Annotated in this window: 21 protein-coding genes; 15 read left to right on the top strand and 6 right to left on the bottom strand. The window is 58.7% G+C overall.

The window, feature by feature from the left end:
* The first annotated feature begins 126 nt into the window (after positions 1-126).
* Complete coding sequence (locus RGR602_RS29085) at positions 127-1,326, top strand: multidrug effflux MFS transporter (RefSeq protein WP_040115477.1); 1,200 nt, start codon at positions 127-129, stop codon at positions 1,324-1,326.
* A 36-nt stretch (positions 1,327-1,362) separates the two neighbouring features.
* On the opposite strand, the gene RGR602_RS29080 is transcribed toward RGR602_RS29085, so the two are convergent.
* The 3 genes from RGR602_RS29080 to RGR602_RS29070 all read right to left on the bottom strand — a co-directional run bounded on the left by RGR602_RS29080 (position 1,363) and on the right by RGR602_RS29070 (position 4,377).
* Positions 1,363-2,400 carry a substrate-binding domain-containing protein gene (locus RGR602_RS29080; protein WP_040115476.1) on the bottom strand — a complete coding sequence of 346 codons (1,038 nt, stop codon included), beginning with the start codon at positions 2,398-2,400 and terminating at the stop codon, positions 1,363-1,365.
* Between the two features lie 235 nt (positions 2,401-2,635).
* On the bottom strand, positions 2,636-2,875 hold the full coding sequence (locus RGR602_RS36565) for a DUF1127 domain-containing protein (RefSeq protein ID WP_082046722.1): 240 nt from the start codon (positions 2,873-2,875) through the stop codon (positions 2,636-2,638).
* A 458-nt stretch (positions 2,876-3,333) separates the two neighbouring features.
* A complete protein-coding gene (locus tag RGR602_RS29070) occupies positions 3,334-4,377 on the bottom strand; it encodes a LacI family DNA-binding transcriptional regulator (protein WP_040116578.1) in 1,044 nt (347 codons plus the stop codon).
* Positions 4,378-4,786: 409 nt separating this feature from the next.
* Between RGR602_RS29070 and RGR602_RS29065 the strand changes: the two genes are divergently transcribed.
* From RGR602_RS29065 to RGR602_RS29040, 6 genes are all read left to right on the top strand, one after another.
* A complete protein-coding gene (locus tag RGR602_RS29065) occupies positions 4,787-5,821 on the top strand; it encodes a Gfo/Idh/MocA family protein (protein ID WP_040115474.1) in 1,035 nt (344 codons plus the stop codon).
* An 11-nt stretch (positions 5,822-5,832) separates the two neighbouring features.
* The gene (locus tag RGR602_RS29060) at positions 5,833-6,735 is read left to right on the top strand and encodes a sugar phosphate isomerase/epimerase family protein (protein ID WP_040116577.1); all 903 of its coding nucleotides are present in this window, start codon (positions 5,833-5,835) and stop codon (positions 6,733-6,735) included.
* Between the two features lie 65 nt (positions 6,736-6,800).
* On the top strand, positions 6,801-8,033 hold the full coding sequence (locus RGR602_RS29055; protein ID WP_040115473.1) for an ABC transporter substrate-binding protein: 1,233 nt from the start codon (positions 6,801-6,803) through the stop codon (positions 8,031-8,033).
* Positions 8,034-8,164: 131 nt separating this feature from the next.
* Positions 8,165-9,067, top strand: a complete 903-nt coding sequence (locus RGR602_RS29050; RefSeq protein WP_040115472.1) for a carbohydrate ABC transporter permease — start codon at positions 8,165-8,167, stop codon at positions 9,065-9,067.
* Positions 9,064-9,891, top strand: coding sequence for a carbohydrate ABC transporter permease (locus tag RGR602_RS29045; protein WP_040115471.1), 828 nt, complete (start codon positions 9,064-9,066; stop codon positions 9,889-9,891). The genes RGR602_RS29050 and RGR602_RS29045 overlap by 4 nt, the downstream gene beginning before the upstream one ends.
* Positions 9,888-10,958 carry an ABC transporter ATP-binding protein gene (locus RGR602_RS29040; protein ID WP_040115470.1) on the top strand — a complete coding sequence of 357 codons (1,071 nt, stop codon included), beginning with the start codon at positions 9,888-9,890 and terminating at the stop codon, positions 10,956-10,958. Before RGR602_RS29045 ends, RGR602_RS29040 begins: the two co-directional genes overlap by 4 nt.
* 16 nt (positions 10,959-10,974) lie before the next feature.
* Here RGR602_RS29040 and RGR602_RS29035 read toward each other — a convergent pair whose 3' ends face one another.
* Complete coding sequence (locus RGR602_RS29035) at positions 10,975-12,006, bottom strand: aldo/keto reductase (RefSeq protein ID WP_040116576.1); 1,032 nt, start codon at positions 12,004-12,006, stop codon at positions 10,975-10,977.
* 272 nt (positions 12,007-12,278) lie between these two features.
* Here RGR602_RS29035 and RGR602_RS29030 point away from each other — a divergent pair, with 272 nt between their 5' ends.
* Both RGR602_RS29030 and RGR602_RS38915 read left to right on the top strand, forming a co-directional pair.
* Positions 12,279-13,190, top strand: coding sequence for a LysR family transcriptional regulator (locus RGR602_RS29030; RefSeq protein WP_052451793.1), 912 nt, complete (start codon positions 12,279-12,281; stop codon positions 13,188-13,190).
* A gap of 76 nt (positions 13,191-13,266) precedes the next feature.
* The gene (locus tag RGR602_RS38915) at positions 13,267-13,467 is read left to right on the top strand and encodes a hypothetical protein (RefSeq protein WP_040116574.1); all 201 of its coding nucleotides are present in this window, start codon (positions 13,267-13,269) and stop codon (positions 13,465-13,467) included.
* 370 nt (positions 13,468-13,837) lie between these two features.
* Here RGR602_RS38915 and RGR602_RS29020 read toward each other — a convergent pair whose 3' ends face one another.
* Positions 13,838-14,155 carry a hypothetical protein gene (locus RGR602_RS29020; RefSeq protein WP_040115469.1) on the bottom strand — a complete coding sequence of 106 codons (318 nt, stop codon included), beginning with the start codon at positions 14,153-14,155 and terminating at the stop codon, positions 13,838-13,840.
* Positions 14,156-14,592: 437 nt separating this feature from the next.
* Between RGR602_RS29020 and RGR602_RS29015 the strand changes: the two genes are divergently transcribed.
* Positions 14,593-15,072: a hypothetical protein gene (locus tag RGR602_RS29015; RefSeq protein WP_040115468.1), complete on the top strand. Its 480-nt coding sequence runs from the start codon at positions 14,593-14,595 to the stop codon at positions 15,070-15,072.
* A 179-nt stretch (positions 15,073-15,251) separates the two neighbouring features.
* Here the strand turns inward: RGR602_RS29015 and RGR602_RS29010 are convergent, their stop codons facing one another.
* Positions 15,252-15,473: a hypothetical protein gene (locus tag RGR602_RS29010; protein WP_040115467.1), complete on the bottom strand. Its 222-nt coding sequence runs from the start codon at positions 15,471-15,473 to the stop codon at positions 15,252-15,254.
* Between the two features lie 283 nt (positions 15,474-15,756).
* Between RGR602_RS29010 and RGR602_RS29005 the strand changes: the two genes are divergently transcribed.
* The 5 genes from RGR602_RS29005 to RGR602_RS28985 are packed head-to-tail and all read left to right on the top strand — an operon-like array spanning position 15,757 to position 20,576.
* Complete coding sequence (locus RGR602_RS29005; protein WP_040115466.1) at positions 15,757-16,902, top strand: extracellular solute-binding protein; 1,146 nt, start codon at positions 15,757-15,759, stop codon at positions 16,900-16,902.
* The gene (locus RGR602_RS29000; protein WP_040115465.1) at positions 16,902-17,795 is read left to right on the top strand and encodes an ABC transporter permease; all 894 of its coding nucleotides are present in this window, start codon (positions 16,902-16,904) and stop codon (positions 17,793-17,795) included. The genes RGR602_RS29005 and RGR602_RS29000 overlap by 1 nt, the downstream gene beginning before the upstream one ends.
* A complete protein-coding gene (locus RGR602_RS28995; RefSeq protein WP_040115464.1) occupies positions 17,792-18,619 on the top strand; it encodes an ABC transporter permease in 828 nt (275 codons plus the stop codon). Before RGR602_RS29000 ends, RGR602_RS28995 begins: the two co-directional genes overlap by 4 nt.
* A gap of 36 nt (positions 18,620-18,655) precedes the next feature.
* Positions 18,656-19,735, top strand: a complete 1,080-nt coding sequence (locus tag RGR602_RS28990) for an ABC transporter ATP-binding protein (RefSeq protein ID WP_040115463.1) — start codon at positions 18,656-18,658, stop codon at positions 19,733-19,735.
* A complete protein-coding gene (locus tag RGR602_RS28985) occupies positions 19,728-20,576 on the top strand; it encodes a glycerophosphodiester phosphodiesterase (protein ID WP_040115462.1) in 849 nt (282 codons plus the stop codon). The genes RGR602_RS28990 and RGR602_RS28985 overlap by 8 nt, the downstream gene beginning before the upstream one ends.
* Position 20,577: the final 1 nt, after the last annotated feature.

Genomic DNA, 20,577 nt, shown 5'->3' with positions numbered 1-20,577 from the left:
AGTCACTGGCGCTTCCCCCGAGCGCGTCGCGGGTTGCAGCCGCCCCTCATTTGAACCCTTCGAGAGCAACGCGGCGGAGAGACATAGTCCGCTTCCTTCGCTGCGCATTTATGAAAGATCATCAAAATGACCGCTTCATTCTTTCGCATTGCGCTCATCCTTGGGCTTTTATCAGCCATTGGTCCCTTTGCCATCGACATGTACCTTCCGGCACTGCCTTCGATTGGCGTCGATCTGGGGTCGGATAACCACGTCACCCAGTTGAGCCTTCTGACGTTCTTCATTTCTTTTGCACTGGCCCAGCTGCTTTACGGTCCGCTGTCCGACATGTGGGGCCGCAAGCTGCCACTTTATTTGGGTATCGGCATCTTCACCGTTGCCAGCATCGGCTGCGCGCTGGCGCAAGACATAGAAACGCTGATTGCCTTCCGCTTCATCCAGGGCGTCGGCGGTGCGGCCGGCATGGTCATACCACGCGCTGTTGTTCGTGACATGCACACCGGCATTCAGGCAGCTCGTCTAATGTCGCTTCTCATGCTCGTCTTCTCAATTTCCCCCATTCTTGCTCCGCTGGCCGGCAGTGCGGTCATCGAGTTCTACGGCTGGCGCGGTGTCTTCTGGGCGGTGACTATCGCGGCCCTCATCGGGCTCGTGCTGCTTGCCACACAGCTTGACGAGACTCGCCCGACGAAGGATCGCAAGGGCAGCAGCCTTAGCAGCGCGATGTCTGCCTATGGCTACCTTTTGCGCGACAGGAACTTCCTGACGCTCACCTTCATCGGTGGCCTCGGGATCTCGAGCTTCCTCGTCTATCTCGCCAACTCGCCCTTCGTGCTCATCCAGCACTACGGCCTGACGCCGACGCAGTACAGCTTCGCATTCTCCGTCAACGCCGTGTCCTTCTTCGCCGTATCGCAGGCGACCGGCTGGCTGGGCGAGCGTTTCGGCCTCGTTCGCGTCATGCGCTCAGCCGTCACCTTCTATTGCCTCGTCATGGTCGTGATGGCCGTTGTAATGGCGGCGGGCATCAACCAGCTTCCGGTGATGGCCGTCTTCCTTTTCATCGGATATGGCTTTCTCGGACTTGTCATTCCAACGAGCGCGGTTCTTGCTCTGGAGGATCACGGCCAGATCGCAGGTACGGCCTCGTCATTGATGGGAACCTTGCACTTCGTCATTGCGGCTGTCGCAATGGTGGTCTCCGGCCTGTTTGCCGATGGCACGGCCGTTCCGATGGCGGCAGGCATTGCCGCCTGCGCGCTGCTTGCCTTCGTCCTGACGCAAGCAACGCTCGGCCGCCGCGCCGCCACAGCACCGGCTGAATGACAATTGCGGCCGCGTCCGCAAACGGCGCGGCCAGTTTCATGGATTGAGGAAAAAGGCGTCGCTTTCGCCTGGGACGAGTTCCAGCGGCCAGATCGTGTTGCGCGCGCCCTTCGGATAAAATTTCGCATAAGCGGGCATGGTCGCAAGCAGCGTTTCGGCCAGTTCGACACCGAGATCGCGCAGCGACATACGGAAGCAGGTGAGGGCAGGCTGCAGGAATTTGGCGCGCGGCTCCTCACGGAAGCCGATCACTGCCAGATCGCGCCCCGGAACGACGCCTGCCTCGACCAAGCGTCTGTAAAGGCCAATCGCCATCAACTCGTAGATCAGGATGATCGCTGTCGGTTTGTTGTCCAGGAGTAGCAATTCGTGTCCGGCCTGGTAACCACCTTGTTCGCTCGATTTGACGCGGATGACCAGCTTCGGATCATAAGGGATGCAGTGGCGCTCAAGCGACTGCTTGTAGGCATCGACGAAGACATAGCCGAGATTGATATCGCTCGAGGGTGCTGCGATCGCGATCCTGCGATGTCCCTTGGCCACCAGCCGGTCGACCGCTGATGCCGCCACGCCCTCGAAATCAAGATCTATCCAGGTGTAGTTGCCGCCCGATGAGCTTCGTCCGAGCGCGACGAAAGGAATCTTGGCTTTCACCAGAAGATCGATGCGCCTGTCGATCCGCTGCGTCGCTGAAATGATCATCGCATCGACGACGCGCCGCGCCACCATGCGCTTCAGATATTCATAGGGATCCTCGTCGCTGGGGCAGGGCAGCATCACGAGGTCGAGCTTGTGCCGCGCAAGCACACTCTGCAGACCGCCGGTGAGGCCGAGAAAAAAGTTGTCGCTATTTTCGACGGTTTCCTTGCTGGATTCGATCATCAACCCGATAACGTTGGTCGTGCCCTGCCTCAGGCTGCGGCCGGACTGATTTGCCACATAGCCGAGCTCTTCGGCAGCCGCCATCACGCGCTTGCGCGTTTCCTCGTTGACGTCCGGTTTGTCGTTTAGCGCGCGGGAAACCGTCCCGATCGAAATATCGAGATGCTTGGCAAGCTGTCGGATTCCCTTCATCGGCTGCGTTCTTCCTCCCCGATCAAAACGCGTGATCTCCTCTTATTGCCACAGGAATGCGTTTGCGCAAAGCGGCCGCGGTCCCGCTCGTGGGCGGCAAGTGCAGCACAGACGTCGGATCGGCACGAGGTGAAGATGCCGCATCGCTTTCGCGCTGGCAGCCGACGCCGATGCTCCTCATGACCATGGTCCAGGCAGACGACAGCCCCGGCAGCCAGGCCGCCGGGGCTGGAAGTCATCTTGTGTCGGGCCAGATACTCCAAAATCTCGCCGTCCCGTACGCATCCTCGGCCTCCGGAAGGCCGATATCACGGCGCATACGATCTGACAGCTGGGAGACCTGGTTCACCGTTTGGTGACGCCTCCACGCGGCCAGGGCCAGCGCGCGCGCCGTCCTCCAGACGCCAAATTTCTGGTACAGTTCATCGACCGTCGCCGATAGGGTTTCAGCAACTTCTACTTGTGCTTCACGCATGATTTATCCGTCCCGGCGCGCTCAAGCGGCCAGGTCCTCTCGAAAGTTAAAAAGACACATCGAGGCGGACGTGGAACACACGTCGTCGTTCGGCGTCCGGCTCAATTCAGGTCAAGTTGGGAAATGCCAAAATGGCAGTGATCCGGGGTTTATACAGCCTCGGAGGAATGTCGGCTCGGATTGGATGCACAACGCATCGAGGTCTTGCGAGCCATCCCGCCAGCGGGGCGTATAAACACGAGAATGGGATTCATTTCACGCCTCCTCTGATTAAATTTGCGAGATCGGCTTATATTTGCACAACGGCGGATGTTCAGCAATATTAAATCTTGAATTGTAGCTATCATCGAGAAGTTTGTTGCATAACGGCAACAGGCCATCATGCAACACCTCTAGTTGGTCAGCATCAAGAATGACCTCCGGCGAGCGGCAAAAGTGACGTGTATCGAGCGATGAGGTCAGGGGGTGAAGCTGTCGCGGAAGATAAGTTCCGGAATGACCCTCTCGTAGGCAGGGGGCAATTCCGGGCTGGCAAGCCGACGCTCGACAAGTTCGACGGCGCGCTGTGCCATGACGACCGGATCCTGGCGGAAAGTCGTAAGCCGGTAGCTGAGCCAGGCTGCCTCCGGCACATCATCAAAACCGATCACGGCGACGTCTTGCGGTATCCGCAAGCCGAGCGTCTTTCGGACATGATCCATCAATCCGAAGGCAATCAAATCGTTGGCGCAATAGACAGCATCGGGTCTTTCAGCCCGGGAGAAGAGTTGACGCGCGGCATCGATGCCGCTGTCATAGTCGGAATCCATGCCGCGTCCGACCGAGACCGAAGCGCCGAACTCCTCGGCTGCCGCCAAGAAGGCATGCTCGCGCTCTGCAATGCTGGACGTTGCCGAATGCGACGCTGCAACGGCAAGCCGCCGGCATCCCTTGTCGAAGAAGGCCATCGCTGCGTTGCGGGATGCTTCGGCGTTTCCGGCACTGACATGGTCCGCATCCGGTTCGGTGCGGCCGATGACCACCAGCGGCTGGCCGTTGCGATGCGCGATATCTACGAAGCTCGCGGGTGGGGATCCCGAAAGAATGATGGTTGCTTCGGCGCGATGGCCGATCAACATCTTCTGCGCTGCAAGCAGTTCATCCTCGGTCTGGCCGGTGTTGATCAGGATCGGGATGCTGCCCCGCTTTATCAGCGCCTTTGCGAGTGCTGCGGCCAGATGGGCGCGAAAGCCGATTTCTGGCCGCGTCGCAACGATGCCGACCAGGCGGCTTTGATTTGCAAGGACGCCGCGTGCGAGATCGTTGACATGATAGCCGAGCTCTTCGGCAGCCTTCTGCACCCGCTCGCGGGTGGCCGGCGCAACGCTTGCGCCTGGCGTGAAAGTCCGTGAAACGGCGGAGCGTGAAACGCCAGCAAGCTGTGCGACCTGATCTGCGCTGACAAATCGCATTCGCTCCTTGCGCCTGGTCTCCTTTCCGTCGATCGTCGGGCCGTCCTTCATTGGCATTCCTTTATCCACCGGCGAAGGTGCGTCGGCCGTTAGGAACCGCTTCATCATTAGCATAAAACCTCAAGCATGAGCACGGTCATCACTGCAACCTGAGTGGCCACTGGCGCTTGCCATGCAAACAGTAGTAGGTCGCCGGGTCTGTCCCTTGCGTTTCATCGCTGTGCAATCTGGTTTGGGGTTTGGTAAAATGTCTGTTTGACAGCCAGATGACATGCCCGGCATGACCGTGCTGCATTGCAATATGAATCCGGCTGAGATCGTGCGTTTAAAGCTGTTTTCCGCAGCATTTCGCCCCCGTTTCGCCCTCTATTGACAGCAAGAAACGTTTCCGCTTATTATCGTAAACGTTTACGGGACAGGCAAACGGAGAATTGCCGGACGCGCGCCGCGGGAGGAAATCGTGACATTGAATGCAGTTCTGTGCGGTTGCGGAGCCATGTCCAAAGGCTGGTTGCGCGCCTTAAAGCAAACCCCGGCTCTAGCCGAATCGATCGAGGTCACCGGCCTCGTCGATGTGAACCTGGCTGCGGCCGAAGCGCTCACCTCGGAGTTCGGCCTGAATAAGGCCGCCATCGGCACCGATCTTTCCAGCGTTATTGCAAAGGCGAGGGCGGATATCGTCTTTGACGTCGTCATCCCCGCTGCCCGTTTCAATGTCGTCTCTACGGCACTTAAGGCGGGATGCCATGTGCTGAGCGAAAAGCCGATGGCTACTTCGCTGGCGGAAGGAGCTGCCCTGATCGATCTTGCGGCAGAGACCGGCAAGATCCATGCGATCATCCAGAACCGACGCTTCATTTCCGGTGTTCGCCGCATGCGCCGTTTTGTCGAAAGCGGTGCCATCGGCGATGTGACCGCGATCCATTGCGACTTCTTCATAGCCCCGCATTTCGGCGGCTTCCGCGAGGACATGGACAATGTTCTGCTTCTCGACATGGCGATCCATACCTTCGATGCCGCACGTTTTGTCGCCGGCAAGAAGCCACTCGCCGTCTATTGCGTCGAGCGCAATCCAAAAGGGTCGTGGTATCGTCACGGCGCCTCTGCCAACGCCACCTTTGAATTCACCGACGATGTGGTTTTCACCTATCGCGGCTCCTGGTGCGCAGAAGGCGAGCGTACGAGCTGGGAAAGCCAGTGGCGTCTCGTCGGCTCCAAGGGAATGCTAACCTGGGACGGGGATCAAACATTCCGCGCCGCAGTTGCCGGCGAAGAGACGGGCCTGCTTCGCGGCGTTACGCCCGTCGACGTTCCCGGTGCGGAGCGGGACGAGGAGACGCACGGCCATGCCAGCGTGATTGCCGGTTTCGTGGACGCCATCCGGACCGGCAAGCGGCCGGAGACGGCCAGCAGCGACAACATCACAAGCCTTGCCATGGTCTTCGGCGCGATCGAGAGCGCCAGAACCGGCAAGCGCGTTGAAATTTCAGCATGAGGAATGAGATCGTGAGCAATCCTGCAAAATCCATCCGTGTCGGAACTATGGTCAGCGCGTCCAAGGGTGGCGCCGACAAGCGTATCGGCCAGATCGCCGATATGGGGTTCGAGAGCTTTGAGCCCTTTTTCTGGCAGACGACCAACGGACAGGATCTCGCCGAGCTCGGCAAGCGCTCACTCGACGCGATCGGCGATCGCGACATTACAATTTCGACGCTCGGCATGTTTGGCAATCCGCTGGAAGAAACCGATATCGACTTGCAGACGCTGCAGGGCTGGAAGGACTGCATCGACAATGCCCATCATTTTGGCGCCACCTGCGTTGCCGGCTTTACCGGCCGCATCCGCGGTACACCGCTGACCGAGAGCCTGCCGCGTTACAAGCAGATCTGGAGCGAGCTTGCCAAGCGGGCTGCCGACAAGGGCATCAAGATCGCCTTCGAAAACTGCGCGATGGACGGCAACTGGGCAACCGGTGACTGGAACATCGCGCACAATCCGGATGCCTGGGAGCTGATCTTCAATGAGACGCCGGACGACAATATCGGCCTTGAGTGGGAACCCTGCCACCAGATGGTTTACCTGATCGAGCCGCTGCCGCAGATTCGAAAGTGGGCAAAGAAAATCTTCCATGTCCATGGCAAGGATGCGACGATCCGCTGGGATGTCATCAAGGAGCATGGCATCTTCGGCAAGGAAAAGTTCGTCTTCATGCGCACGCCGGGTTTCGGCGACAGCAACTGGACGGACATCATTTCGGAGCTGCGTCTGGCCGGCTGGTCGGGCTCGATCGATATCGAAGGCTGGCACGATCCGGTTTACCGCGACGTGTTGGAGATGACGGGCCAGGTCTACGCACTGAATTATCTGAAGCATGCCCGGGGCGGCGATTTCGTCGCCGATCCGGTTTGATGATACCGCGCCCGGCAAGGAGGATTTTGCCGGGCAGTCGGGGGTAACCACAAAGGAGGAGAACCATGGCTATCCGCAAATTCGCAGTTCTGGGCGCTTTGGCACTTGCCGGCGTCTCGCTCTTCGGCCTTTCAGCCAAGGCCGAAGACGTTACCATCAGCGTCTGGTCGCTTGATCGCGACATTCAACCGGCGCCCAATCTCGTCAAGGAATTCAACGCGCAGAACAACGGCATCAAGATCGAGTACCGCCTGATCCAGTTCGATGACGTCGTTACCGAAGCGATGCGCGCCTATGCCTCCGGCCAGGCGCCTGACATCATTGCCGTCGATAATCCGGAACACGCGATGTTCGCTTCGCGTGGCGCCTTCCTCGATCTGACCGACATGATCTCGAGGTCGACCGTGATCAAGCCACAGAATTATTTTCCCGGGCCGCTGAAGTCGGTCGAATGGGAGGGGAAATATTATGGAGTGCCGAAAGCAACCAACACGATCGCCCTCTACTACAACAAGGATATGTTCAAGGCGAAGGGCCTCGACCCGAACAAGCCGCCGCAGACCTGGGATGAGCTCGTTGAAGACGCGCGCAAATTGACCGATCCGGCTAAGAACGTCTATGGCCTGGCCTTCTCTGCAAAAGCCAACGAGGAGGGTACCTTCCAGTTCCTTCCCTGGGCCCAAATGGGCGGTGGCGGCTACGAGAACATCAATGCCGACGGCGCTGTCAAGGCGCTTGAGACCTGGAAGACCATTATGGACGAGAAGCTTGCCTCGCCAGATACACTGACGCGCGGTCAGTGGGATTCGACCGGCACTTTCAATTCCGGCAATGCAGCAATGGCGATCTCCGGTCCGTGGGAACTCGACCGCATGGTGAAGGAAGCCAAGTTCGATTGGGGTGTAACGCTGCTTCCGGTTCCGAAGCCAGGCGCGGACCGATCGTCGGCCATGGGCGACTTCAACTGGGCGATCTTCGCAAGTTCCAAGCACCCGGCCGAGGCCTTCAAGGCGCTTGAATATTTCGCCTCTCAGGACGACAAGTTGTTCAAGAACTACGGCCAGCTTCCGGCCCGTTCCGACATCACCATCCCGGTGACCGGCGAAAAGCTGAAGGATGACGCTCTCAAGGTCTTCCTCGAGCAGATGAAATTTGCCAAGCCCCGCGGCCCGCACCCGCAGTGGCCGAAGATCTCCAAGGCGATCCAGGACGCAATACAGGCAGCATTGACTGGCCAGATGAGCGCCAAGGAAGCACTCGACCAGGCCGCCGACAAGATCAAGGCCGTTCTTGGATAATTGGCACCCAGTTAATCGCTTCGTCTTCTCCCCCGCTCCGGGGAGAAGGAGAAACTCAACCATTTCCTCCCGGCAGGGGCTGTCTTCCGCGAGAGCGCCAGGCAGCCCCGTTCGGAGTTATCGGAGGCCCGATGAAGAGGATCCTGATGAGCGTTAAGGACGGCCGCGGTTTCGATATCGTGCTTGTCGCCTTTCCACTCGGCTTTCTGTTCCTGATGGCGGGGCTACCGCTCATCTACAATGTTGTGATGAGCTTCCAAGAGGTTGACATGTTCAGCCTCGGGACCTTCTCGCGCCCCTTCGTCGGCTTCAAGAATTACACGGATATCTTTGCGCAGCCCGAGACGCTGGGGATCCTTTACAACACGCTGATCTTCGTCACCGGCTCGATCGCAGGTCAGTTCCTGATCGGTTTCGGGCTTGCGTTGTTCTTCTGGGTGAACTTTCCCGGTGCGTCGTGGCTGCGCGGTCTCTTTCTCGTGTCCTGGGTCATGCCGGGCCTCGTTGTCGGCGCCATCTGGAACTGGATTTTGTCAGGCGACTTCGGCGTGCTCAATTTCATCCTGCGGGAAAGCGGCATCATCTCGGGAAACATCTTCTGGCGTTCCGATCCGCACTATTCGCTCTTTGCCGTCATCATTGCCAATATCTGGCTTGGCACTTCCTTCAACATGATCCTTCTATCCGTCGGCCTATCGGCCATCCCCGGCGATCTCTATGAAGCTGCAGAACTCGATGGTGCGAATGCCTGGCAGCGCTTCTGGACCATCACTTTGCCGATGATGCGCTCGACGATCGGCGCCATCATCGCCCTTGGCCTGATCTTCACGCTGCAACAGTTCGACCTCTTCGCCGCGATCACCTCTGGCGGGCCGAACAATTCCTCAAATGTAACGCAATACTGGGCCTGGGACTTGTCTTTCCGCCAATATGATTTCGCCAAGGGTGCCACAATCTCAGTCATCATGATCGTCTTCGTCATGATCGCCTCTGTCGTCTATGTCCGCTCGACACGCCATGAGGTGCGCGGATGAGTGATACAAACCGCAACCGGCTGATGTTCGCAATCGCCGTCGCCATGGCGGCGATCTATCTCTTTCCGCTCTACTGGATGTACGTCACGGCGCTGAAAAGCGGCTCGGAGATGTTCGCCACGCCGCCGAGCTTCTGGCCGTCTTCTCCGCAATGGAGCACCTATGCCTATGTCTGGGAGAGCCGGAACATGGGCCGCTATCTCTGGAATTCGCTGGTGATCGCGCTCGGTTCCGTTGCACTCATCACCATTCTCGGCGTTGGCTGCGCTTACGTGCTGGCGCGATATCGCAGCATCTGGGTGGATATTGGCCTGTTCCTGATCCTCATGCTGCAGGTTCTTCCGGCCTCGCTGATGGTTACACCGATCTTCGTCGGTTTCTCGCAGCTCGGCATGCTCAACTATCCGCGCCTTGCCGTTATCATCGCCATTGCAGCAAAAAGCATGCCCTTCTTCGTCGTCCTCGTCCGCGCCACCTTCATGGCCGTGCCGCAGGAATTGGAAGAGGCCGCTCTTGTCGACGGCAATTCCCGCATCGGCGCCTTCTTCAACATCGTCTTGCCGCTGGCGCGCAACGGTATCCTCGTCAGCGCGATCCTCATCTTCATGCAGGCCTTCGGCGAATTCGTCTATGCGAAATCAATAATCCAAGCCGCCGAGCTTCAGCCGGCGAGTGTCGGTCTCAATTCCTTCATGGGACCGAACACGAACGAGTGGAACAACATCATGGCCTACGCCACGATGTATGTAACGCCGATCCTCGCCATTTTCGTTCTCTTGCAGCGCCGCATCGTATCCGGCCTCACCTCGGGAGCCCTCAAATGACCACTCAGATCGAGCTTGCCGGCGTCAACAAGCATTACGGCGCCTTCCACGCTCTCAAGAACATCAACCTGTCGATTGCCAAAGGGACGTTCGTGGCGCTCGTCGGCCCTTCCGGCTGCGGCAAGTCCACGCTTCTGCGGTCTCTCGCGGGCCTTGAAAGCATCTCTGAGGGCGACCTCAAGATCGCTGGGGAGCTGATGAACAACGTGCCGCCGCGCAAGCGCGACGTGGCAATGGTCTTCCAGTCCTACGCGCTTTATCCGCATATGACAGTCGAGCAGAATCTCACATATAGTCTGCGCATCCGCGGCGTCGCCAAAGCCGAGGCGAAGAAAGCCGCCGAGGAAGTCGCCGCCACCACCGGCCTGTCGCATCTCCTGAAACGCTATCCGCGCGAACTTTCAGGCGGCCAGCGCCAGCGCGTCGCCATGAGCCGCGCCATCATCCGTCATCCTAAGGCATTCCTCTTTGACGAACCGCTTTCCAATCTGGACGCAGCGCTGCGCGTCCATATGCGCAAGGAAATCCGTGCGTTGCACGACCGACTTCACGCGACTTCCGTTTACGTTACCCACGACCAGATCGAGGCTATGACTATGGCCGATCATGTCGTGGTCATGCGCGAGGGCGTCATCGAGCAGCAGGGAAGGCCGCTTGATCTATACGACACGCCAGCCAACAAATTCGTCGCCGGCTTCATCGGCTCGCCCGCAATGAACTTTATCCCGGCGATCGTCGGCGAAGATGGCACAAGCCTGACGCTCGACCTCGGCCCGTTGAAGCACAAGCTGACGATCTCCAGCAAACTGCTACCCGGCCGCAGAATAACCGCCGGCATTCGCCCCGAGCATATCGGCATCACCGGCCAGGGGCAGGGCACCTTCGACGTTCCGGTCGCAGTCGTGGAATCCACAGGCTCTTCGACCTTCATCACTGCGGCAACCGGACCAGAACTTACCATTGTCGAAACCGGTCGCGGAAATGCTCGGGCAGGCGATACTATCGGCGTGATTGTCGATCCGGAGAAACTTCACCTCTTTGATGAGACAAGCGGCGTCAGGATCTGACGCCGCCTTTCAAGATTCAGCGTCCGCCTTCCATCTTGCGGTGGCGCTGGTTAATGCCATGCTCACCATAGGGATATTGCCCGGGCGTCGGCGCGCTGACTTCGTTGAGCCTGGTGGTTTCCTCAAGCGAAAGCGCAAAGCTGGCGGCATTGAGATTGTCGGCGAGCTGCTCAGGATTTCGCGCGCCGAGAATGACGGAGGTTACTGCCGGGCGCGCCGCCGTCCAGGCAAGCGCCACTTGCGCCATGCTGACGCCGCGGGCTCTGGCAATCTCCTCGACCGCCCCGATAACTGCCCAGGTGCGCTCCTGCGCATTGCGGGCTTCGAAGGCTTCGCCGCCGCGCGTTGGATTTTCGCCCAGACGGGTTGCGCCGGTCGGCATCTGATCACGCTTGTATTTTCCAGTCAGCCAGCCGCCGCCAAGCGGTGACCAAGGAAGCAACCCCAGGCCGGCATCCTGGCAGGCCGCGACGATTTCAAGCTCGATATCGCGCATCAGCAAATTGTATTGCGGCTGAAGCGTGACCGGCCGTGTGTAGCCGCGCGCCTTGGCAATTTCGGAAGCCTTGGCAATTTGCCAGGCGACATAGTTGGAAAAACCGTAGTAGCCGATCTTGCCCGCTGAAACGGCGTCGTCGAGAAAGCGCAGAGTCTCCTCGATCGGCGTCAGCGCGTCCCAAGCATGCATCTGGTAAAGATCGATATGCTCGATGCCCAAGCGACGGAGCGAGTCGTTAAGCGCCTGGTTAAGATGTCTGCGTGAGAGACCGATATCGTTGGGACCCGGGCCCATCGGGAAGCGGCCTTTGGTTGCGATCACCGCCTGCTTTGCCTCGGTCGGCCGCGTCTTCAGCCAGCGGCCGATGATCTCTTCAGACTTGCCAGCGCTATATACGTCGGCGGTATCAATGAAATTGCCGCCCCAGGCGAAATAATCGTCGAGCAGCTTATAAGAGGCGGGCTCGTCCGCCTCCGCACCAAAGGTCATCGTGCCGAGACAATAGGCGCTCACGATTGTGCCGCTCTGACCGAGTTTACGATAGTCCATGTCAACCTCCTGATACATCAAAGCCGCGACACCAAGGGCGGCCACTGTCTGCGCATCATCGGCACCGATCGTGGCCGTGTGCAGCCTACGCTTCCTCTCCTGCGCAGCTGTCGGGAAGGACAGCGTCGAGAAGACCGTCATGAACGAATAGGTTGATCACGTGAGGTAGAAGCAATGCCGAAAACGCCGCCAGAGAATGCGTCAGGCGCTTCCATCTTTCAAACGGAAGATTTAGATGAGATTGATCAATATGTGTGAAAAATGAGGTTCCAGTGGAACTACGCCAGCTCCAGTATTTTGTTGCTGCGGCAAAAGCCGAGCATTTCACGAAAGCCGCGCAGCGGTTGAACATTGTTCAGTCCGCTCTTTCGAGTTCAGTCCGGGCGTTGGAACAAGAGCTCAATGCGCAGCTTTTCGTCCGCACTACTCGAAAGGTGCGACTGACGGCCGCCGGCAGGGCGCTGCTCGAAAAGGCGGAGATTGTCCTTGAGGCAGCGAAGGACGCACGGGAAGCGGTAGACGCTGTTGCGCAGGCGAAATCGGGCAAGTTGAACCTCGGAACAGTTCAGGGACTGCCGGCATTTGTCGATCTGCCGCTTCTACTTGCCCGTTTTCATAAGCGTCATCCGCATATCGACGTGCGGCTGATACAGGGAGGCGCGGTCCATCTTCTGGAGAAGGTCAGGAACGGCAAACTCGACCTTGCATTCCTGCCCATGTTTGATCCGCCGGCCGACATTGTAACCGTCACCATCGCCTGCGAAGAACTGGTTGTCGTCTGCAACAAATCGCATTCACTTGCCTCAAGCCAGGTTGTTTCACTTGATGAAATTGCAACGCATGCCTTTGTCGAATTCGAGCACGATTTAGGTACGCGCAAAATCATCGATGATCTATTTTTGACGGCGAACATTGATCGCAAGATCGCATTTGAGGTGAGCGATCTCGGCACGTTGATGGAACTCGTCGGACACGGGCTCGGCATCGCCCTCGTGCCGGAATCGGTCGCCTGCAGCCGGGCACAGACATTGAGTGTTTGCCGTCTGAAAGAAGCAGATGCATGCTGGGAGGTTGTATTGGCTTCATCGGCGACATCGGGCGACGCTCTGCCGAGGCGCTTCGAGGAGATCATCGGAAGTGATGCCACCGGCATCGAAGTTTGCCCCGCGCCGGGTGGTGCGTGAATTGCGGATACTGTCGAGGCTGGGCGGCCTATGATCGTCTCGTCATCATGGCCGGAAGTGAGAGAGGGGGATGAACATGAGACGGAAATTCGGTTATGCATTCGGGGCGAGCTTGATCCTGCTCGGATTGCTCTGGATCGGACAAGGTAGCGGGCTCTTCCCGTACCCTTCCTCGAGTTTCATGGTCAATCAAAGTGTATGGGTTTTATGGGGTGTCATAGTCCTGGGGATCGGTGGCATAGCTGTCTTCATCACCCGTAAATTGCGCGGGGACTGATAGGCTGGCTGGCCTAAATTGAGCCCGCCGTCGCAGCAGACAGTTCGTGTGCTCTGTTTTAGCCGATCTGCCGGTGAGGCAATTTGGCAAGGTCAACAAGGACGCAGTTGCCGCTGACAAAATGGCCAACAGAAGGGCCCCAAGCTTTTAGAAATCCGCCCAGTGTTGGACGCAGCAAGTGCCCATCCCGTCAGGAAGCTGAATCCCGTTATATCCATGACTTAAGATCGCTTACCTAAAGTGTCGGTTGAAATATAATCTGAGATGACAGCAACGTTCGTAGGCTTTGACCATGCTTCACACTGCTGCGATTTCGTTTCGCAGGTCGGAGAATCCGGGTACAACTCTCATTTCGAGCGCCTGGGCTTCCTTATTCGGCGACAATGTTGCCCTGATAGTCGAGGGCGATCAAAACAGCCTTGCCGTCCTTCATGCCCGAGGCCATCCAGACGCCTTTGTCGTTGAGTTTTAGGTCTTTAACCTCCGTGTAGCCTGCATTTTCGATGCGATCCTTTGCCTGGGCTTCGGTGAAGCTGTTGGCACCTGCGACGGGGGCAGTCGGGTTCTTCGTGCCTGGTGTTGCGATCGCAGGCGTGTTTCCGGACGGGGAGGGCGCAAATGTCGCCTGGGCCAGCACAGAGAAGGCGGATGTCCCGAGGGCGGTAGCGGCTAGGATGAACGCGCGCATTGTTGTGTTCCTTTTTGGGATCGCCGAGATCCGTGCAAGGAACACCCGGTCGAACTTTAAAGTTCCGGATATTTTTTAGGCGTAAGCGGCATCTTAAGATCCCAATGCATCCCTATGATTTAACGCGCCTTCTTCTGCAGCTGTAACGCAATGCAAACGCATACCTGCCTGTTGTTGAAGCGATTAGGGCCACTCCCCGCAGCCACGAAAAATCAAGCGTCGGCAAGATCATCAACGAAAACAGCACTGATGGAAATTTTTTTGCTGAAATACGCAGAACTGCAAGTGGCCAGCCACTATTCGCGGTGAAGTTCCGGCAAGGATACTCGCCGTAATGACTTTCGACTTTGACATGCTGGTCGGTGGCAGTTGGAACACAAATCCGGAACTTCCCGGCACCTGCGGGATTACTGCGATCAAGCAAGGAGGAACTCGACATGCCAAATCCAGACGAATCCCCAGCAGTTCAGTCCATGAAGCGGGAGCAGGCCCAGCAGCGCAAGCGATCGGGAAAGGGCGAACTCGAGAAAGGGCTTGAGGACACCTTTCCGGCCTCGGATCCCGTTTCGGCCACCCACACCACGGCACCATCTGGAAGAGTGGACGCCGAGGCGGCCGAGCGCGTCCAGCGGCAGCGCGACCCCCAAATGCCCGACGAAAAATCTTCCTTGGTCGATGAAGCGCTCGCTGCAAGTCGAAAGCGGAGCGAGGTCAACCGCGGCGAGATCAAGGCTCTGCGAGCAGAAGTAAGCCGCGTCTCGGAGTCCGCAACAGAGCTCGCCTCCGATACTGCGCGGATCGCGAAAGTTCAGGCGAGAAGCTTTGTTTATGAAATCGAGGAGCATGTGAGGGCAAGACCCCTGACGGCCGTCGGCATAGTTGCGGCGGTCGCCTACCTCTGGGGCGCTACCCGCTGACGCCGTCTTTGGATCTTCGCTTTCTCTTGAAGTTGTAGACCATATCGCGGCTTGGCAGATCGCTGTTACGGGACCGATCAAGCCCCGTCCGGTGCCCATGAGATCATTCTCGGGCTGGAAGAACCGCATGCTCGTAAGTCAGAAAGCACCGCCGGGCGACAAACATTGGGGCATGCATTTTATACGGCTTCCGTTTGCATGATCGTCCCGTGCAACTGTGCTGAAGCCTCGTTATCGTCTGACCGCACACCGGCGCTCGTGCCATTCATTGCCCGTGCATCGACGCGCGCTGCAGCTTCGCGAAGCAATGTTGCAAAAGCGTCAAGCGATACCCTGTCGGCGCGCATAAGCTGCCGGATCAGTGGATCGGTCAATACCTCTGACATGGTCATATCGCGCATAGTTGCCTCCTGATGATGAAAACAATCTAGCCGCGATTGATTACAATCTAATGTAAGCGCGACGGCGAAAAGATGACCACAGACCGGCCGTCAATCATCGGCCGCATTCAACAACGTCGGACTCGCCTATTCTTTTGTCGATGTTGTTGTTGCATAGATATGAATGCACGGCTGTGCAAAAAACCCTTCGTCCGGACCCTTTTGTCATCCCGATGTCACGCGTCAGCGTTAGCTAGCTCCAACAGGCACGCGGTGTGCGACCGCGAAACGAATGGAGTGGGTAATGAACAGACGCGAGTTTCTTATCACGTCGTCGGCCGCAGCAGCTGTTCTGGCTGCGCCGCGTTTTGCCACCGCAGCAGCGAGGACGATCGATCTCTACAGCGGCTCCGATGCCAATATCGTCGACTTCTGGAACAACATCGTCCGTCCGGCTTTCGAAGCGGCCCATCCAGACGTTGCCTTGAAGGTCACTGATGCCGGCGACAATACTGGCCTGCGCGCCATTGCCGATCGAGCCCTGGCCGCCCTCCAGACCAAGACCGATCCGCAGGCAGACATCTTCGAAACATTCGATCCACGCCTGCCGACGGGTGGGATCGACGCCGGTCTTTGGGTCAAGTTCTCCGCAGAGAACGTCGAAGGCTTCGACCGCGTCAATCCGCTGAGCGTCGACAGCGAATATTCGCTTCCCTACCGCGGCTCGCAGGTTCTTCTCGCCTATGACAAGGCCAAGCTCGACCCAAAGGATGCGCCCAAAACCTGGGAACAGCTGATTTCATGGATCAAGGCCAATCCCGGCCAGTTTATCTACAATCGTCCCGACAAAGGTGGTTCAGGCGGCAACTTCGTTCGCCGCGCCATCCATGAGGCCAACGGCCGCGATCCGAAGAAATTCACGATCGACAACTTCTCGGCCGATTACGCCAACCAGACCCTGACGCCTGCCTGGGCGATCCTCAACGACCTTGCGCCGTCGCTCTATGAAAAGGGCGCGTATACGGCCGGCAACACGCAGTCGATCCAGCTTCTGGCGCAGGGCGTCGTCACCATGACGCCGGTCTGGTCCGACCAGGTCCTGCAAGCGATCTCGCAGGGCGTTCTGCCGGAAACGACCGGCCTCGTTCAGCTCGGCGACCTTGCGCTTTGCGGCAATTTCTCGCGCATGACGGTGTTTTCGAACGGCGCACACAAGGACGCGGCCTTGAAGCTCGCCGCCTTCCTGCTGACAAAGGAGATGCAGGAAGCAATCATCACCGAGATCGGTGGTTTTCCGGGCATCTCCTGGGAGCATATCTCCGAGCAACTCCGCCAGAAATATACCGATGTCGTCCCGGCGACGATCCCGACCTTTCCGAGCGGCGATTGGGAGCCTGCCATCAATGACGGCTGGTACCGCAGCGTCGCGCCGGGCATCAGCCGTACCTGATGCGCAGGGAGTTTGCGCTACGATCGCTGGCGCGCTGGCGCGCACCAGCCGCCACGAACGCTTCGGCAGGGCTTCTTCTCGTCGCCGTGCCGGTGCTTCTGCTGGGCTGGCTGATCGTGTATCCGATCATCGCCGCAGTCATCGGCACGGTTTTCGTGCGCCAACCGGACGGCGCTACTGTCTTTTCGCTTGCCTCCTATCGCTTTTTCTTCAGCGATACCTATAGCCTGGCCAATCTCTGGCTTACGCTTTGGACGACACTGGTTTGCGGCCTGCTGCTTCTCGCGACAGGCCTACCGATCGCGCTGTATCTGCGCTTTTCGCGGGGACGGCTCGCAGCCTATGTCCAAGGCCTTGCAATCTTTCCGATGTTCGTCCCGTCGATCATCCTCTCCTACGCGCTTATCCGCACGATCGGTCCGAACGGCACCGTCGACATCCTCCTGAACGCGACCGGCCTGCCAAAGCTGCCGTCTCCATATCTGACGCCCTGGGGACCAGTGATCGGCCTCGTCTGGGACAATCTTCCCCTGACGGTGCTGATGCTGGCGGCCGGATTGGGCAATATCGCCAAAAGCTCGATCGAAGCTGCGCGCGATGTCGGTGCTTCTCCGTTGCGGGTCTTCGCTTCAATTATCCTGCCGCGAATGGGCAATTCGTTTCTGGTCACGGCCTCCTTCGCCATCCTCGGCATCTTTTCGTCCTTCACGCTGCCTTACGTGCTTGGTCCAGCTTCGCCCGAGATGATGGGGCCGTTCATGCAACGCACGTTCTCCGACCTCAACGACCCGCTGAATGCTCTGACGCAAGCGGTGATCACCTTCGGCTTCTGCCTGGTGTTCGGGATCTTCTATGTTCGCTCGATCGCGAAAAACCGGGAGGGCGGTCGATGATCCATGGTACAACTGCCAGTGCGGCAAGGATTGATTGGGTTGGCATCCTGTTTGCGGCGCTGCTGACCCTGTTCATCGCGCTTCCGCTGATTGTTGTCGGAACCTGGGCCTTTACCGAGGTTTGGCGCTATCCCTCTGTCATTCCGCAGCAGTTCGGGTTGCGCTTCTGGTCACAGACGCTATCGCGCTCCGACGTCTGGGAATCGCTTTTTCTCAGCCTTCGGCTGACGGCGACCGTGACGCTGCTGTCGGCCGTCATCTGCCTGCCGGCGGCTTACGCATTTGCGCGCATGACCTTTCCGGGCAGGAACATCCTCTTCCTGTCCTTTCTTGCTTCGCACGCCTTCCCGAAGTTCGGACTGCTTGTCGCGATCGCCGGCATCTTCCTGCAGCTCGGCCTGATCAGCACGTTCTGGGGTGTCGTCCTGATCCAGCTCGTCGGCACCCTCATGCTGATGATCTGGATCCCTGTCGCGGCGTTCCAGAACGTTGACCGGCGCATGGAGGAAGCGGCCCGGGATGCAGGTGCCGCACCACTGCGGGTGTTCTGGTCGATCACCCTTCCGCAGGCTGCACCGACAATTGCGGCTGCGCTTCTGCTCACCTTTGTTGGTACCTTCTACGAAACGGAGGGAGCGTGGCTGATCGGTGCTCCTGAAGTCCGAACCATGCCGGTATTGATGATCACCTTCATCAACAATCAGATCGTCGTGCAGTACGGCGCAGTCCTCTCGGTCCTGTTGTGGGTGCCGTCCTTCATCGCGCTGATGTTTGCCCGCCGTGTCGTTGGAACGGGTGCCTTTGCCCGCGGCTTTGGCGCGTGACGTGCGGATGGGGCATGACCCGAAGAAAGGCTTGAGATGGCACGCTTGACGATCAAAGGGATTTCAAAGGCCTTCGGCGCTTCGTTCGCGGTGCGCGATTTCTCGCTCGATGTCGATGATGGCGAGCTCGTCTGCCTGCTCGGACCATCGGGGTCCGGAAAGTCGACGCTTCTTCGCATGATCGGCGGTTTCGAGCGACCGAGCGCAGGTTCAATTCTCATCGACGCCAAGGATGTTACGACACTTGCGCCGGAGAAGCGCCCGACAGGGATGGTGTTTCAAAGCCATGCGCTCTGGACGCATATGGACGTCTTCAACAATATTGCATTCGGGTTGAGGATACGCAGGCTGCCGAAACCCGAGATCACCGAGCGGGTTGAAAGCGCGCTCGCACTTGTCGGCCTTTCCAACTACGGAAAGCGGATGACGACACAACTTTCGGGCGGGCAGCAGCAGCGCGTGGCGCTGGCGCGCTCGCTCGTGCTCGAGCCGAAGATCCTGCTGCTCGACGAGCCTTTTGCCAGTCTCGACCAGCATTTGCGCGAGCGCCTGCGGGAAGAGGTGCGCGACATCCAGCAGCGCCTGGGCATCACGACCCTGTTTGTCACTCATGGGCAGGACGAGGCACTGGCGCTTGCCGACCGGGTCGTCGTCATGCGGGATGGCGGCACGGAACAGACCGCATCGCCGGACCTCATTTACCGCGAACCGAAGACCGAATTCGTGGCAGGTTTTATCGGCTCCATGAATTTCGTTCGCGTGAAGGTCCGCAACGGGATCAGCGAACATCCGGACTTTTCGCTTACAGTTCCGGTCGAAGACGGCGATCTCGTGCTCGCCTTCCGACCGGAAGCGCTCTCGCTCAGCCGGACAAAGAAGTCAGGCGCCGGAATCGTGCATCGCAGCATCGATTTCGGCACTCACAGGATCGTCGATATCGACCTTGCAGACGGCACGCGGCTCAAGGCCATGACGGCACCGGATGTCGATTGGACAAGGGGCTCCCTTGTGGAACCGGCAGCCACCGCCTATTTCGCCTTTCGTGACAACAAGCTCGTCCATCGGTCGGCCGCCGCCGGCGAGCTGCAAACCGATCGGATGCTCGGACATGTCTGACCGCAGAGGGATTGCCGTCGATACAGGTGCGCACCGGACATGGCTGAAATGGCATCGTGGCCATCGCTTCGCCGGTGACATCTCATTCACGCGCCAGCGGATCGCCGAAGGCATGTTGCTCGGCGCCAGCGTCGAGATAGATCTCATTCGTTTTTGCGGCGAAGGTTTTGCGGTTCTTCACGATGAAACACTCGATCGGGCCACGACGGGCACGGGCCGTGTCGTGAATGCTTCGCAGGAGTATCTGCGTGGCTTGCAACTTCGCGATGATGCCGGCGTGCCGGCAGATCACCCGGTGATGCTGATCGACGATCTCGGGCAGCTTCTTCTTGCGGGCGAATGCGATGAAAATGCCGTCCTGCAGTTGGATCTCAAGGAGGCGTCGGCGAGTATTCGCGACGTGGATATTACCGCCTTTGCCGCAGCAATGTCGCCGGTCGCGCGATCGGTCATTCTGTCTGGAGGCGACGCTGCAGCCGTCGAACGGCTTTCCGGCGCGGTTCCCGACATGCCGATCGGCTATGACCCTTGCTACGACGGGGCGATTGAGCGCTTGATCGAAAGCCGCGACTTCGCAGGCTTCGTGGAAACAGCGCTGAAGGCATCGCCGCGCGCGCGAATGTTCTATCTCAATTACGAACTGGTACTCTTCGCCGACGCTGCAGGTTATGATCTCATTGACGCCTTCCATCGCGCTGGCCGCCGCGTCGATGCCTATACCGTCACGGCAGCCGTTCCCGAAGTCTTGCCGAAGGTTCGCCGGCTTCTTGACCTGAAAGCGGATCAAATCACGACCGACGATCCGGTCGGGCTGGAAGCGCTGCTGGTCAAGCACCTGTAAG

This window comes from Rhizobium gallicum bv. gallicum R602sp (assembly GCF_000816845.1).
Taxonomy (GTDB): Bacteria; Pseudomonadota; Alphaproteobacteria; order Rhizobiales; family Rhizobiaceae; genus Rhizobium; species Rhizobium gallicum.
Note: the sequence above shows the minus strand (reverse complement) of the source record. Positions and strands in the feature narration are given on the sequence as shown.